This is a genomic window from Kitasatospora sp. NPDC089797, from assembly GCF_040684795.1.
In the GTDB taxonomy this organism is placed as follows: domain Bacteria; phylum Actinomycetota; class Actinomycetes; order Streptomycetales; family Streptomycetaceae; genus Kitasatospora.
This window is the reverse complement of sequence record NZ_JBFBGS010000050.1, coordinates 61,730-74,845: the sequence shown is the minus strand read 5'-3', so window position 1 is coordinate 74,845 and position 13,116 is coordinate 61,730. Positions and strand designations below refer to the sequence as shown.

The 13,116-nt window shown below is 72.8% G+C and carries 15 protein-coding genes; 9 read left to right on the top strand and 6 right to left on the bottom strand.

What is annotated here, in order from left to right:
- Window positions 1-80: 80 nt before the first annotated feature.
- Together AB0O91_RS32270 and gcl are read right to left on the bottom strand one after the other, a co-directional pair.
- Window positions 81-569 carry a glutathione peroxidase gene (locus AB0O91_RS32270; RefSeq protein WP_363440788.1) on the bottom strand — a complete coding sequence of 163 codons (489 nt, stop codon included), beginning with the start codon at window positions 567-569 and terminating at the stop codon, window positions 81-83.
- Window positions 570-715: 146 nt separating this feature from the next.
- The gene (gene gcl, locus AB0O91_RS32265; RefSeq protein ID WP_363440785.1) at window positions 716-2,497 is read right to left on the bottom strand and encodes a glyoxylate carboligase; all 1,782 of its coding nucleotides are present in this window, start codon (window positions 2,495-2,497) and stop codon (window positions 716-718) included.
- Window positions 2,498-2,850: 353 nt separating this feature from the next.
- Here gcl and AB0O91_RS32260 point away from each other — a divergent pair, with 353 nt between their 5' ends.
- Window positions 2,851-3,147: an MTH1187 family thiamine-binding protein gene (locus AB0O91_RS32260; protein ID WP_363440782.1), complete on the top strand. Its 297-nt coding sequence runs from the start codon at window positions 2,851-2,853 to the stop codon at window positions 3,145-3,147.
- On the opposite strand, the gene AB0O91_RS32255 is transcribed toward AB0O91_RS32260, so the two are convergent.
- Window positions 3,101-3,649, bottom strand: a complete 549-nt coding sequence (locus tag AB0O91_RS32255; protein WP_363440779.1) for a DoxX family protein — start codon at window positions 3,647-3,649, stop codon at window positions 3,101-3,103. The genes AB0O91_RS32260 and AB0O91_RS32255 overlap by 47 nt on opposite strands.
- A 149-nt stretch (window positions 3,650-3,798) precedes the next feature.
- Between AB0O91_RS32255 and AB0O91_RS32250 the strand changes: the two genes are divergently transcribed.
- From AB0O91_RS32250 to AB0O91_RS32240, 3 genes are all read left to right on the top strand, one after another.
- Window positions 3,799-4,377, top strand: a complete 579-nt coding sequence (locus AB0O91_RS32250; RefSeq protein ID WP_363440776.1) for a TetR family transcriptional regulator — start codon at window positions 3,799-3,801, stop codon at window positions 4,375-4,377.
- Window positions 4,378-4,491: 114 nt separating this feature from the next.
- The gene (locus tag AB0O91_RS32245; RefSeq protein ID WP_363440773.1) at window positions 4,492-5,901 is read left to right on the top strand and encodes an MFS transporter; all 1,410 of its coding nucleotides are present in this window, start codon (window positions 4,492-4,494) and stop codon (window positions 5,899-5,901) included.
- Window positions 5,898-6,659 (top strand): glucose 1-dehydrogenase, encoded by a 762-nt coding sequence (locus AB0O91_RS32240; protein WP_363440771.1) that lies wholly within the window; start codon window positions 5,898-5,900, stop codon window positions 6,657-6,659. Before AB0O91_RS32245 ends, AB0O91_RS32240 begins: the two co-directional genes overlap by 4 nt.
- A 64-nt stretch (window positions 6,660-6,723) precedes the next feature.
- Here the strand turns inward: AB0O91_RS32240 and AB0O91_RS32235 are convergent, their stop codons facing one another.
- A complete protein-coding gene (locus tag AB0O91_RS32235) occupies window positions 6,724-7,395 on the bottom strand; it encodes an SMI1/KNR4 family protein (RefSeq protein WP_363440769.1) in 672 nt (223 codons plus the stop codon).
- Window positions 7,396-7,586: 191 nt separating this feature from the next.
- Here AB0O91_RS32235 and AB0O91_RS32230 point away from each other — a divergent pair, with 191 nt between their 5' ends.
- From AB0O91_RS32230 to AB0O91_RS32220, 3 genes are read left to right on the top strand one after another with little or no spacing between them, the layout of a single operon-like run.
- The gene (locus AB0O91_RS32230) at window positions 7,587-8,507 is read left to right on the top strand and encodes a sugar ABC transporter permease (protein WP_363440766.1); all 921 of its coding nucleotides are present in this window, start codon (window positions 7,587-7,589) and stop codon (window positions 8,505-8,507) included.
- Window positions 8,504-9,388, top strand: a complete 885-nt coding sequence (locus AB0O91_RS32225; protein ID WP_363440764.1) for a carbohydrate ABC transporter permease — start codon at window positions 8,504-8,506, stop codon at window positions 9,386-9,388. The genes AB0O91_RS32230 and AB0O91_RS32225 overlap by 4 nt, the downstream gene beginning before the upstream one ends.
- 46 nt (window positions 9,389-9,434) lie before the next feature.
- Entirely contained in the window at window positions 9,435-10,835 is a 1,401-nt protein-coding gene (locus AB0O91_RS32220) for an ABC transporter substrate-binding protein (RefSeq protein WP_363440761.1), read from the top strand.
- Window positions 10,836-10,950: 115 nt separating this feature from the next.
- On the opposite strand, the gene AB0O91_RS32215 is transcribed toward AB0O91_RS32220, so the two are convergent.
- Window positions 10,951-11,220 carry a helix-turn-helix transcriptional regulator gene (locus tag AB0O91_RS32215; RefSeq protein WP_363440759.1) on the bottom strand — a complete coding sequence of 90 codons (270 nt, stop codon included), beginning with the start codon at window positions 11,218-11,220 and terminating at the stop codon, window positions 10,951-10,953.
- A 121-nt stretch (window positions 11,221-11,341) separates the two neighbouring features.
- Here AB0O91_RS32215 and map point away from each other — a divergent pair, with 121 nt between their 5' ends.
- Both map and AB0O91_RS32205 read left to right on the top strand, forming a co-directional pair.
- Window positions 11,342-12,112, top strand: coding sequence for a type I methionyl aminopeptidase (gene map, locus AB0O91_RS32210; protein ID WP_363440757.1), 771 nt, complete (start codon window positions 11,342-11,344; stop codon window positions 12,110-12,112).
- Between the two features lie 61 nt (window positions 12,113-12,173).
- Complete coding sequence (locus AB0O91_RS32205; protein WP_363440754.1) at window positions 12,174-12,599, top strand: thioesterase family protein; 426 nt, start codon at window positions 12,174-12,176, stop codon at window positions 12,597-12,599.
- A gap of 54 nt (window positions 12,600-12,653) precedes the next feature.
- On the opposite strand, the gene AB0O91_RS32200 is transcribed toward AB0O91_RS32205, so the two are convergent.
- Window positions 12,654-13,052 carry a VOC family protein gene (locus AB0O91_RS32200; protein ID WP_363440752.1) on the bottom strand — a complete coding sequence of 133 codons (399 nt, stop codon included), beginning with the start codon at window positions 13,050-13,052 and terminating at the stop codon, window positions 12,654-12,656.
- Window positions 13,053-13,116 lie beyond the last annotated feature (64 nt).

The following is a 13,116-nucleotide window of genomic DNA, read 5'->3' as shown; positions in this document are numbered from 1 at the left end:
GGCCAGGGGGGTGTGGGTGTGCCGGGGGGGGCGGCCCGGCCCCCCGCGGCCGCCGTCGCCGCCGTCACAGCGCCGGGCGGTCAGGCCGGCAGGACGGCCTCGAGCGCGGCGACCAGCTCGTCCGACTCCGGCTCGGTGCGCGGCCGGATCCGGGCGGCCACGGTGCCGTCCGGGCCGATCAGGAACTTCTCGAAGTTCCAGCTGACGTCGCCGGCCTGGCCCTCGGCGTCGGCGACCCCGGTCAGCTCCCGGTACAGCGGGTGCCGGTCCGCGCCGTTCACGTCGATCTTCTCGAACAGCGGGAAGGTCACCCCGTAGGTGGTCGAGCAGAAGCTCTCGATCTCCTCGGCGCTGCCCGGCTCCTGCCCCGCGAACTGGTTGCACGGGAAGCCCAGCACGGTGAACCCGCGCTCGGCGTAGCGCTTCTGGAGGTTCTCCAGGCCGGTGTACTGCGGGGTCAGGCCGCACTTGGAGGCGACGTTGACGATCAGCAGGGCCTTGCCCCGGTACTCGGCCAGCGAGGTGGGCGCACCGGACAGGGTGGTCAGCGGAATGTCGTACAGGCTCACGGTGGTGGTCCTTTCGGCAGGTCGGCAGGGGGTCCCGCCCGGGCCCACGGTAGCGGCCCCGGACGGTGCGACCGCGCCCGCCCCATCGGTGTTCCGCCGGGCAGGGGCGTGGGGAGCGGCTCGCACGCCCCTGCCCGGCGGTGTGCTCAGACCGCCAGCGGCCTGATCGCGGTCGGCGCGTGCTCGGGGAGGGTGGCCAGCTCCTCGAACTCGTTCACCTTGTCGATGTCGGCGGCGGCCATCGAGATGTTGGTGACCCGCTCCAGGATCGCCTCGACCACCACCGGGACCCGGAACTCGGCGGCCAGCTTCTTGGCCTCCTCGAAGGCCGGCAGCAGCCCCTCCGGCTCGGTGACCCGGATCGCCTTGCAGCCCAGGCCCTCGGCGACCTTGACGTGGTCCACGCCGTAGACGCCCAGCTCGGGGGCGTTGATGTTCTCGAACTCCAGCTTGACCTGGAAGTCGATGTCGAAGGTGCGCTGCGCCTGGCGGATCAGGCCCAGGTACGAGTTGTTCACCAGCACGTGGACGTACGGGATCCGGTGCTGGGCGCCGACCGCCAGTTCCTCGATCATGAACTGGAAGTCGTAGTCGCCGGAGAGCGCGACGACCTGCCCCTCGGGGTCGGCGGTGGCGACGCCCAGCGCGGCCGGGATGGTCCAGCCCAGCGGGCCGGCCTGGCCGCAGTTGATCCAGTGCCGCGGCTTGTAGACGTGCAGCATCTGGGCGCCGGCGATCTGGGACAGGCCGATGGTGGTGACGTACCGGGTCTCCGGGCCGAACGCCCGGTTCATCTCCTCGTACACGCGCTGCGGCTTGAGCGGCACGTTGTCGAAGTGGGTGCGGCGCTGCAACTGTGCCTTGCGCTCCTGGGTGGAGGCGGCCCAGGCGCTGCGGTCCTTGAGGGTGCCGGCCGCGCGGAGCTCCCGGGCCACCTCGACGAACAGTTCCAGTGCGGCCTTGGCGTCGGAGGCGATGCCGAGGGCCGGGGCGAAGATCTTGCCGATCTGGGTGGGCTCGACGTCGACGTGGACGAAGGTGCGGCCCGCGGTGTAGACGTCCAGGCCGCCGGTGTGGCGGTTGGCCCACCGGTTGCCGATGCCGAGGACGAAGTCGGAGGCGAGGAAGTTCTCGTTGCCGTAGCGGTGCGAGGTCTGGAGGCCGACCATGCCGGCGTTCAGCGCGTGGTCGTCCGGGACGATGCCCCAGCCCATCAGCGTCGGGATCACCGGGACGCCGGTCAACTCGGCGAACTCCAGCAGGAGTTCGGAGGCATCGGCGTTGATGACGCCGCCGCCGGCCACGATCAGCGGGCGCTCGGACGCCTGGAGCAGCGCGATGGCCTTCTCGATCTGGATCCGGTTGGCGGCGGGCTTGTAGACGGGCAGCGGCTGGTAGGCCTCCGGGTCGAAGTCGATCTCGGTGAGCTGGACGTCGATCGGCAGGTCGATCAGCACCGGGCCGGGACGGCCGGACCGCATCAGGTGGAAGGCCTGCTGGAACACCCCGGGGACCTGGGCGGCCTCCAGCACGGTGGTGGCGGCCTTGGTGACCGGCTTGGCGATCGAGGCGATGTCGACGGCCTGGAAGTCCTCCTTGTGGAGGCGGGCGACCGGGGCCTGGCCGGTGATGCACAGGATCGGGATGGAGTCGGCGATGGCCGAGTAGAGGCCGGTGATCATGTCGGTGCCGGCCGGGCCCGAGGTGCCGATGCAGACGCCGATGTTGCCGGCCGCGGCGCGGGTGTAGCCCTCGGCCATGTGGGAGGCGCCCTCGACGTGCCGGGCCAGCGTGTGCCGGATCCCGCCGGAGGCCTTGAGGGCGGCGTAGAAGGGGTTGATGGCGGCGCCCGGAACGCCGAAGGCGACGTCGACGCCTTCGAGCTTGAGGATCTCCACGGCCGCGCGGGCGGCTGTCATACGGGGCATCGGGTCTCTCCTGCCTCGGCCCGCAGTGGCTCGGAGGGCTCATCTCCTGAATTCCACCATACGGAAGAACGGTTTCTGTATGCGGAAACACGGTAGGGTTGGCCCCGGCGGGGCGTCAAGGGGGACTTCAACAGAATGTGGAAGGCGAGTGCCGGGGCCGGGCATGCCGAAGGGCGCCGCCCCGGCGGGTGCCGGACGGGCGCTGGAAGCCGGACGGGTGCGGGGCTGCGGGGTGCGGGGCGCGCGCCCGGCGGGATCCGCGGGGCAGGCCCTAGCCTGGTCGCGGCCCGGAGTGGTCCGGGCCGCGACCGGCGTCATCGGGCGGCTGGTCCGGCGATGAGGAGGGCAGAGGCGTGATCGCAGCTTTTTCGGTGACCCCGCTGGGGATCGGCGAGGACGTGGGGGAGGCGGTGGCCGCGGCGGTGCGGGTGGTGCGGGCCAGCGGGCTGCCGAACCGCACGGACGCGATGTTCACCAGCATCGAGGGGGAGTGGGACGAGGTGATGCCGGTGATCAAGGCGGCGATCGAGGCGGTGAAGGCCTACGGCGACCGGGTGAGCGCGGTCATCAAGATCGACGACCGGGCCGGGGTCACCGACGGCCTCACCGCCAAGGTCGCCTCGGTGGAGCGTCATCTGGCCGGGGGCTGAGTCCGACCGGTCCGACCGGGCCGGCGGCGCTGGTCGTGGCCGCGGCGGGGGTGGGGGCGGCGGCTTCGCCGGCCGGGTGGCGGGCGGCGAGCAGCCGGTCCAGGGAGTAGGGCCCGGAGCCGAGCACCGCGATGGTCAGGAAGGCCCAGCAGAACATCACCGAGGGCTCGCCGCCGTTCTGCAGCGGCAGCAGCGCGTGTTCCTGATGGACGGTGAAGTAGGCGTAGGCCATCGAGCCGGAGCAGAGCAGGGCGGCCGTCCTGGTGCCGATGCCGAGCAGCACCAGGGCGCCGCCGGTCAGTTGGATCAGGGCGGCCCACCAGCCCGGCCACTGGCCGGGCGGGAGGCTGCCGCCGCCCTTGGTGCCGCCGAGGACGCCGAAGAGCGAGGCGGCGCCGTGGCAGGAGAAGAGCAGGCCGACGACGATCCGGAAGACCGTGAGCACGAGCGGGCGGGCGGCCTCGGCGGCCTGCCGGGGGGTGATGGGGATGAGTCCGGGCATGCCGGTACGCCTCCTGTGGGGGAGGAGGGACGGGGGCGGTAAGGCTAGCCTTGGTCTAGTCCACTTGGCAATGCTCCGTCAGTTGCCGGTCTGGACCATTTCTCGCTCTTTCTTGACCGATCGATCTGGAAAGGGCTAGCGTTCCGGTCATGGCACGAACGAAGGAATTCGACCCGGACGCGGCGCTCCAGGCGGCTCTCGAGCTGTTCTGGCGGCGCGGCTACGAGGCCACCTCGATGGCCGACCTGGTCGAGGGCCTCGGCATCGCCCGGGCCAGCATCTACGCGACCTTCGGCAGCAAGCGCGAGCTCTACCTGCGCGCGCTGGAACGCTACGGCGAGCAGCGCGACCCGGGCCTGCTGGCCGAGTTGTCCCGGCCCGGCCCGGTGCTGCCGGCCGTCCGCGTGCTGGTGCGCCGGTACGCGCAGGCCGGAGTGGAGGATCGCCGGCGCGGCTGCTTCGTCACCAACACGGCGGTCGAACTCGCCCCGCACGACCCGGCGGCGGCCCGCCGGGTGGAGGCGAGCCTGGACCACCTGGAGACGGCGCTGACCGCCGCGCTGCTGCGCGCCGAGGCGCAGGGCGAACTGCCCGCGGGGCGGGAGCCGCGCGCGCTGGCCCGGATGCTGGTGGTGCTGCTCCAGGGCATCCGGGTGGTGGGCAAGGCGGCCGACGGCGGGCCCCGGGCGCGGGACGCCGCCGAACAGGCGCTGGCGCTGCTGGACTGACCGCCCGTGGTACTCGGCGCCGGTCGGATGGCACTTCCCGCTGGTCGGGCCGGGCCTTCTGCCGTTCTCATTCTGGACCGAACGGTCTTAAAAATTTGGTAAGGGGGACGTTCCATGACCGTGACCGGGCGCGCCCGGTCGGGCTTCGCGCTCCTGGGCGTGGTCCAGGCCGTACTGATCTTCGCGATCATGATCCTCACCGTGCCGCTGCCCCTGGTCGCCCGGGAGCTGGGGCTCGGCGCCTCCGAGGTCCTGCTGCTCAGCGCCGCGTACGGGCTCTCCTTCGCCGCCCTGCTGCTGCTCGGCGGCCGGTTGACGGACCGGCACGGCGGCCGGCGGATGCTCCGGTGGGGGCTGGGGCTGTTCGCCGCCGCCTCGATCGCCTGCGCCCTCGCGCCCGGCTACCCGGCCCTGCTGGCCGGCCGCTTCGTCCAGGGCGCCGGTGCGGCCCTCACCGCACCGGCGGCGGTCGCGGTGGTCCGCCGGCTGCACCCCGAACCCGCCGCCTACCGGCGGGCGATGGCCACCTGGGGCGGCCTCTCGGTGATCGGCGCGACGGCCGGGAGCGTGGTCTCGGGCGCGGTCGCCGCCGTGGTCTCCTGGCGCTGGCTGTTCGCGGTGCCCGTCCTGGTCGCCCTGGCCGGACTGGCCCGCTCCGGAGCGCTGCCCGCAGCCTCCCCCGATCCGGCGGACCGCCGCCCGGCGCTCGACCTGCGCGGCGCCGCCCTCGCCACCACCGGTGTCAGCGCGGCGAGTTACGCCCTGGTCGGCTCCACCGACCACGGTTGGCGCGGCCCCGGGGTGCTCGGCCCGCTGGCCGCCGGACTGCTCCTGCTGCTCGCCTTCGCCGCCGCCGAACGCCGCACCGCCGACCCGCTGCTGCCGCCGGGCTTCCTCGCCGACCGGCGCCGGGCCACCGCGCTGGTCGCCGTCATGGCGACGTCCGCGGGCACCGCACTGGTCTTCGTGCTGCTCTCGCTCCACCTCCAGCAGCAGCGCGACTGGAGCGCGGCCGCCGTCTCCGCCGCCTTCCTGCCGTACGCGGCGGCCCTGCTGCTCGCCGGGCGGGCGGCCGGGCCGCTGATCGTCCGGTACGGGCCGGTGCCGGTCACCGCCGCCGGCCTGGCCCTGGCGGCCGGCGGACTCGGCCTGCTGGCCGGGCTCGACCCCGGCAGCCCGTACCTCACCGGCCTGCTGCCCGGGTTGCTCCTGCTGCCCGCCGGAGCCGCCGCCTCCTTCGCCGGGGCGGCGGTGCTGGCCACCGGCGGCGTGCCGCCGGAGCGGACCGGCCTGGCCGCGGGCGTCCTCAACACCGCCATGGAGCTGGGCCCCACCGCCGGGCTGGCCGCCCTGATGGCCCTCGCCGCCACCCGCCCGACCGTCGTCGGCGGTTACGCGGCGGCCTTCGCGGCCGCTGCCGCCGGGCTGGCGCTGACCGCCGTCGCGGTCGCCGCCCTGCCCCGAACCCCCAAGACCACCATCACCCCTGAACGCACCACTCGAATCAAGGAGTTCAGCTCATGAGCACGCGTTTCGCCGACAAGTCCGTCCTGGTCACCGGCGCCGGCAGCGGCATCGGGCGGGGCATCGCGCTCGCCTTCGCCCAGGAGGGCGCCCGGGTCGCGGTCGCCGGGCGCAGTGCCGGCCCGCTGGCCGAGACCGTCGAGCTGATCGAGCGGGCCGGCGGCCGGGCCGTGGCCCTGACCGGCGACGTGACGGACGCCGCCGACGCCGCCCGGCTGGTCCGGGAGACCGTGGAGCACTTCGGCGGACTCGACGTGGCCGTCAACAACGCCGGGGTGTTCGGCGCGGCCGGGCCGGTCGCCGAGATCGACGAGGCCGACTTCCGGCGGGTCCTCGAGATCAACGTGACCGGCACCCTGCTGGCGATGCAGCACCAGATCGGCCACCTGCGGGCCCACGGCGGCGGCGCCATCGTCAACGTCTCCTCCAACCTGGGCGCCCACAAGCGGATCGAGGGCGTCGGCGCCTACGCCGCCAGCAAGGCGGCCGTCACCGCGCTGACCCGCGCCGCGGCCCGCGACCACATCGGCGAGGGCGTGCGGATCAACACCGTCAGCCCCGGCCCGGTGGACACCCCGATGTCGAGCCGCCCCGGCGAGAGCGCCGCCGACAAGAGCGACCGGATGAAGTCCGAGGTCCCGGTGGGCCGTTCGGGCGCGGTCGCGGAGATCGCCGCCGCCGTGCTGTACCTCGCCTCGCCGGAGGCGGGCTACACGGTCGGCGCCGACCTGGTACTGGACGGCGGCATCACCGCCTGAGCCGCGGCGGTCACGGCCCTGGTTCCGCTCTCCGGAGAGCGGGACCAGGGCCGCGGCGGCGCCGCTACAGCGCGTCCAGGGCCTCCTCGGTGCGGGCCCGCGCCACCATGAAGGCCCCCTCGACGACCAGCACCAGCACGTCCGGCCCCGCGAACCACCGGCAGTACCGGCCGAGCTCCGGCAACTCCGCCAGCCCGTCCGGGAGTTCGTCGCCCGCCTCGGAGAAGACGGCCAACTCGTCGTCCTCCAGCAGCTTCTCGCTCATCGCCATCACGGCCGCCCCCGTCGAGAAGCGCTCCTCCCAGGGCTCCCAGCGCTCCTGCGACTTGTCCGCGAGGTCCGACCGGCCCACCGTCGGCGGGTCGTCCAGTGCGAGGTCGGCCAGCAGCACGCCCCAGTGCGCGCAGCCCTGGTTCTCCGCCCGGAACACCAGGGCGCCGTCCAGCACGTGCAGTTCGTCCGGCGTCAGCAGGACGTCCTGGGAGCTGGTCAGGTCGGCCCGCCGTCCGAACAGCCGGTAGGCCTCCCGCAGCGCCACCGGAAGCCGCAGCCCGAGCCGCTGCTCGGCCGCGTCCAGCTCGGCGCCGGTGAAGCCGTCCCGGGGCCCCAGCGGCTCGCCCCAGTAGGCGGCGAAGCCCCGGACGAGGGCCCAGGCGCCCGCGCGGTCGTGCCGGGCCGCGGCCATCGCCGCCCGCAGGTCGAAATCGGTGTCGTCCACGTCGTTCACGTCGTTCACCCGCGCACCGTACGACACTCCGCCGACAGGACGTCGCGACGGCCGATGCCCTTGTCCGGACAACCGGCCGAACCTGACGCGAACGCGTAATCCCACGGACACCGGCTGATCACCGAGGGGTTCCCACGCCGTCGTTCGGGCAAGAAACGGTTTCGCCCGGAACCGACACACGAAAGGCGGACGCGCCAGCAATGCCGACCGCACCACACCCCGTGCCCCTCCCGGGCCGTCGAAGCCGCTGGGGTGAGCACGGCCTCGCCTGGGCCTTCCTGCTGCCCTCCCTGGTGGTCTTCGTCCTGTTCATCGGCTACCCGCTGGGACGGACGATCTACCTGAGCGGGCACGCCAACGACCTCTTCGGCGCGCCCTCCCGCTTTGTCGGGCTCCAGCACTACACCGACCTGCTGTCCTCGGCCGACTTCGGCCGGACGCTGGTCACCACGGCGCTGTTCACCCTGCTCACCGTCGTCCCGGGGGTGCTCGGCGCGCTGGTGCTGGTGCTGCTCCTGGAGAACCGGATCCGGGGCGTTCGGCTGCTGCGCTCGGCCTTCGCGCTGCCCTTCGCCTTCTCGGTGGCCAGCGCCTCGGTGGTCTTCGCGGTGTTCTTCAACCCCGCCAGCGGGGTGCTCAACGGCCTGCTGTCGACCGTCGGCCTCGGCCCGGTCGGCTGGCTGACGGACTCCCGGTACGCGCTGCTGTCGGTGGCCCTGACCACGGTCTGGATGAACCTCGGCTACAACGTGCTGGTGCTCTCGGCGGGCATCGGCTCGATCCCCGGCGAGGTGGTCGAGGCGGCCCGCATCGACGGCGCCTCCGGCCTGCGGCTGGCCCGTTCGATCACCGTCCCGATGCTCGGCCCGAACCTGTTCTTCCTGACCGTGGTCTCCACCGTCCACGCGCTGCAGAGTTTCGGCCAGATCCACATCCTCACCAAGGGCGGCCCGGACGGGGCCACCCGCACCCTGGTCTACTCGGTCTACGAGAAGGCCTTCGCCTACAACTCCAGCGACTTCGGCACGGCGAGCGCCCAGGCCGTGGTGCTGCTGGTGGTCGTCCTCGCCTGCACGGCCGTCCAGTTCGGCGTCCTGGAGCGGAAGGTGCACTACGCATGAGCACGATCACCACCGAGGTCGAGGCGCCCCGCCAGCGCGTGCGCCCCTTCGCCGGGCGCTCCCCGCGCGACCTGCTCGGCCGCGCCGCCGTCTACCTGCTGCTCGCCGTCGCCGTGGTCACCGTGGCCTTCCCGGTGTACTACGCGGTCGCCGGCGCCTTCATGGGCCCGGGCGAACTCTCCTCCTACCCGCCGGCGTTGGTGCCGCACTCGGTCACCGGGCGGAACTTCGCCGGGGCCGTGGACTCCATCCCGCTGTTCCGGCAGTACGCCAACTCGGCGCTGGTGGCCACCGTCATCACGCTCGCCCAGCTGGTCACCTCGATCCTGGCCGCGTACGCCTTCGTCTTCCTGCCGCTGAAGGCGCGGGCCGTGGTGTTCGGGGTGTTCCTGGCCACGCTGATGGTCCCGTGGGAGGCCATCATCATCCCCAACTACCTGACGCTGTCGGACTGGGGCCTCGGCAACACCTACTTCGGCCTGGTCCTGCCGTTCCTCGCCTCCGGCTTCGGCACCTTCATGCTGCGCCAGGCCTTCCGGCAGCTGCCCGGCGAACTGCGCGACGCCGCCCGGATCGACGGCGCCGGCCACTGGCGCTTCCTGTGGCGGATCGTCGTGCCGCTCAACAAGCCGGCCCTGGCCGCGCTGTCGATCTACGTCTTCCTGTCGGCCTGGAACCAGTACTTCTGGCCGCTCATCATCACCCGCACGGCCGAGATGCAGACCCTGCAGATCGGTCTCACCTCGCTGCGCGACTCGGAGATGGCCGACCCCGGCCTGATCCTGGCCGGCGTGGTGCTCTCCCTGCTGCCCACCCTCGCCCTGGTGGTCTTCGGCCAGCGGTTCATCGTCCGCGGCCTCACCGCGGGCGCCGTCCGCTGACCACCCGTACGCCCCCGACTCCCCACCGGAAAGAAAGAGAACTCCCGTGAAGAAGAGTGCACGCGCGCTCGCGGCCCTGCTGGTGGCCGGCCTGTCCCTGACCGCCTGCAGCTCCAGCGGATCCGGCTCCGGATCCGGCTCGGGCGGTTCCGCCGACGCCGGCGCGCCCGGCGCCCAGGCGCTCGACCAGGCCTCCGACGTGACCACCGTCGAGTTCTGGCACTCGATGACGGGCAAGAACGCCGACGTGCTGAACGGGCTGGTCAAGGACTTCAACGCGGCCCACCAGGGCAAGATCGAGGTCAAGGCGCAGTTCCAGGGCAAGTACGACGACCTGGTCACCAAGTACAAGGCCGCGGTGCAGCAGAAGGGCACCCCCGCCCTGGTGCAGGTCTACGACATCGGCACCCGCTTCATGATCGACTCCAAGCAGACCATCCCGGCCCAGGCCTTCGCCGACAAGGACGGCTACTCGCTGGCGGACCTCGACCCCAACATCCGCAACTACTACTCCGCCAACGGCAAGCTGGTCTCGATGCCGTTCAACTCCTCGATGCCGCTGCTCTACCTGAACACCGACGCCTTCAAGGAGGCCGGCCTCGACCCGGCGCAGCCGCCGAAGGACCTCAACGAGCTGGCCGACATGGCCAAGAAGCTGACCAAGAAGGACGCCGACGGCAAGACCGTCCGCTACGGCTTCGGCGCCGCCATCTACGGCTGGTTCGTCGAGCAGCTGCTCGCCGAGTCCGGCACCCTGTACTGCGACAACGACAACGGCCGCAGCAACAAGGCGGGCAAGGCGGTGTTCGACTCCGCCCAGGGCGCGCAGATCGTCCAGTGGTGGGCCGACCTGGTCAAGGGCGGTTACGCGGCCAACACCGGCCGGGTCACCGACGACGCCCAGGCCGCCTTCAAGGCCGGTACGGTCGCGATGCACCTGGAGTCCACCGGCGTGCTGCGCGGCTACACCGAGGCCGCCAAGTTCGGCGTCGGCACGGCGCCCTTCCCCAAGGTCACCGCCGCCGACCAGGGCGGCCCGGTGATCGGCGGCGCCTCGCTGTGGATCAGCGGCCCCGGCCACTCGGACGCCGAGAAGCGCGCCGCCTGGGAGTTCGAGAAGTTCCTCACCGGCCCGGAGCAGCAGGCCGTCTGGCACACCGGCACCGGCTACTTCCCGGTCAACACCAAGTCCCTGGACGACCCCAAGGACAAGGAGTGGGTGGGCAAGTACCCGCAGTTCCAGACGGCCATCGAGCAGTTGAAGGCCACCAAGCCGACCCCGGCCACGGCCGGCTGCCTGCTCGGGGTGATGCCGCAGGCCCGCAAGGGCGTGGAGACCGCGATCGAGCAGACCATCGCGGGCAGCAAGACCGCCCAGCAGGCCCTGACCGACGCGGTCAAGGAGCTCCAGCCCGCGATCGAGAGCTACAACAGCTCGGTCGGCTGACACCCCCCCCGCACCGAACGACGGCCCGCCCGGCGCACCACGCGCCCGGCGGGCCGCCGCCGTTCGGCGGCTCCGAGTCGTCCGGCGGGTCGAGCCGGCGGCCGCTCCGGGCCGGTCAGGCGGAGAGCGCCGTGCCGTCCTCGGGCAGCGCACAGGCGGCGGCCAGCTCGTCCAGCGACAGGTCGAGCGCGAAGGCCAGCGCCGCGATGGTGAAGAACGACGGCGTCGGCGCCCGTCCGGTCTCGATCTTCCGCAGCGTCTCCGCCGAGACGCCGGCCACCGCCGCCACCTCGACCATGCTGCGCTCGCCACGCGCCTCGCGCAGCAGCGCCCCGAAGCGCTCGCCGCGCTCGCGCTCCCACGGGGTCAGCGGAGTCCTCACCATGCCGTCGAGTCTAGGCCCTTCGTCCTGGACCCCTGCCGGGCCCCGGGGCAGGACGCCGACCCCCACTCCCCGACCGTGATACAAATACCGGTATAAGAATTGGCTCCAGGGGAGGTCCACCATGGTCGAACTCAAGTCGGACACCGCCCTCGCCGCGATGCGCGAGGCCGGGCGGGTGGTCGCCACCGCACTGGCGGCGGTGCAGCGGGAGGCCGCGCCGGGCGTCAGCCTGCGGGAACTGGACGAGGTGGCGCGCGGCGTCCTGAAGTCCGCCGGGGCGACCTCGCCGTTCCTCGGCTACCGCCCGTCCTTTGCGCCCGTGCCCTTCCCCGGGGTGATCTGCGCCTCGGTCAACGACGCGGTCGTGCACGGCATCCCGAACGCCTACCGGCTGCGCGACGGCGACCTGGTGAGCATCGACTGCGGCGCCGTGCTGGACGGCTGGTGCGGCGACTCCGCCGTCAGCTTCACCGTCGGCACCGCCCGCCCGGAGGACACCGCGCTGATCGCCGCCACCCGGCGCGCCCTGGAGGCCGGGATCGCCGCCGCCGTGGTCGGCAACCGGATCGGCGACATCGCCCACGCCATCGGCCGGGTCGGCCGGGCCGGGCGACGCTACGGAATGATCGACGGCTTCGGCGGCCACGGCATCGGCCGCCGGATGCACGAGGACCCGCACGTCCCCAACGAGGGCCGCCCGGGCCGCGGTTACCCGCTGCGCCCGGGCCTGGTGCTGGCCATCGAGCCGATGCTCACCGCCGGCGGCCGGGACGACCACGACACCGACCCGGACGGCTGGACCCTGCGCACCACCGACGGCAGCCGCGCCGCCCACGTCGAGCACACCGTCGCCGTCACCGAGGACGGCCCGCGGATCCTCACCCTGCCGTGACCTGCGGGAGGTGACGGAGGTTACCCGGTGACGGCCCTGCGGCGGGAGTACCGTGCGGGGCATGACCGATCAGGATTTCACCACGCAGGTCACCGTACGCGGCTACGAGACCGACACCCAGGGCCACCTGAACCAGGCCGTCTACCTCCAGTACGCCGAGCACGCCCGCTGGGAGTACCTCCGGGCGGCCGGGATCCGGCAGGCCGACCTGCTCGCCGAGGGCGTCGGTCCGGTGGTGCTGGAGACCACGGTGAAGTACCTGCGCGAGCTGCGCGCGGGGGACACGGTGACGGTCGGCTGCGCGTTCACCTGGCGGCAGGGCAAGACCTTCCAGGTGCTCCAGCGGCTGACCCGCGCGGACGGCGTGCTGGCCGCGGAGATCACCGGGGTCGGCGGCATCCTCGACCTGACGGAACGCCGGCTGGTCGCCGACCCGCGCGAGCCGCTGCGCGCCCTCGCCGCCGACCCGGGCGTGCTCGGGCTCTGACGCCTGACCCCGGCGCGGCCCCGCCCGGCCGGTGCCCGTGCGCCTCGGCCCACGTCAGCGCGCGAACTTCGCGACCGCCGCCGGGGTGACGGGGGTGAAGAAGTTGACCAGGTTGCCGTCGGGGTCGCGGAGCAGCAGCGACCGGTTGCCCCAGGGCATCGTGGTGGGCGCGGTGACGAAGTCGGTGACGAAGCCGGTCAGTTCCCGGTACACCCGGTCCACGTCGTCGACGAGGAACTCGGTGATCACGCTGTGGTTGTCCGCCGGGCGGGCGGAGCCCGGGGCGAACAGCGGAACGGTGCGGGTGCCGGCGATCGCGAGGGTGGCGGCCGCGGTCCGGAGTTCGGCGAAGTCCTCGGTGGCCCACTCCGCCCGCACCCCCGTGGCCCGCTCGTAGAAGTCGACGAGGCGCGCGACGTCGCCGGTGATGATGCGGATCGAGACGAAGTTCATGGGGAGTCTCCCTGGTCGTGCCGGATGCCTTCCCCCGCAGGCTAGGACGGATAGTGGACAGAAT

What these genes read in the sequence shown, in the direction of transcription:
- gcl (WP_363440785.1), bottom strand. Translation starts at nt 2,497, where the DNA reads ATGCCCCGTATGACAGCCGCCCGCGCGGCCGTGGAGATCCTCAAGCTC.
- AB0O91_RS32255 (WP_363440779.1), bottom strand. Translation starts at nt 3,649, where the DNA reads ATGCCCGGACTCATCCCCATCACCCCCCGGCAGGCCGCCGAGGCCGCC.
- AB0O91_RS32250 (WP_363440776.1), top strand. Translation starts at nt 3,799, where the DNA reads ATGGCACGAACGAAGGAATTCGACCCGGACGCGGCGCTCCAGGCGGCT.
- AB0O91_RS32245 (WP_363440773.1), top strand. Translation starts at nt 4,492, where the DNA reads ATGACCGTGACCGGGCGCGCCCGGTCGGGCTTCGCGCTCCTGGGCGTG.
- AB0O91_RS32240 (WP_363440771.1), top strand. Translation starts at nt 5,898, where the DNA reads ATGAGCACGCGTTTCGCCGACAAGTCCGTCCTGGTCACCGGCGCCGGC.
- AB0O91_RS32230 (WP_363440766.1), top strand. Translation starts at nt 7,587, where the DNA reads ATGCCGACCGCACCACACCCCGTGCCCCTCCCGGGCCGTCGAAGCCGC.
- AB0O91_RS32225 (WP_363440764.1), top strand. Translation starts at nt 8,504, where the DNA reads ATGAGCACGATCACCACCGAGGTCGAGGCGCCCCGCCAGCGCGTGCGC.
- AB0O91_RS32215 (WP_363440759.1), bottom strand. Translation starts at nt 11,220, where the DNA reads ATGGTGAGGACTCCGCTGACCCCGTGGGAGCGCGAGCGCGGCGAGCGC.
- map (WP_363440757.1), top strand. Translation starts at nt 11,342, where the DNA reads ATGGTCGAACTCAAGTCGGACACCGCCCTCGCCGCGATGCGCGAGGCC.
- AB0O91_RS32205 (WP_363440754.1), top strand. Translation starts at nt 12,174, where the DNA reads ATGACCGATCAGGATTTCACCACGCAGGTCACCGTACGCGGCTACGAG.
- AB0O91_RS32200 (WP_363440752.1), bottom strand. Translation starts at nt 13,052, where the DNA reads ATGAACTTCGTCTCGATCCGCATCATCACCGGCGACGTCGCGCGCCTC.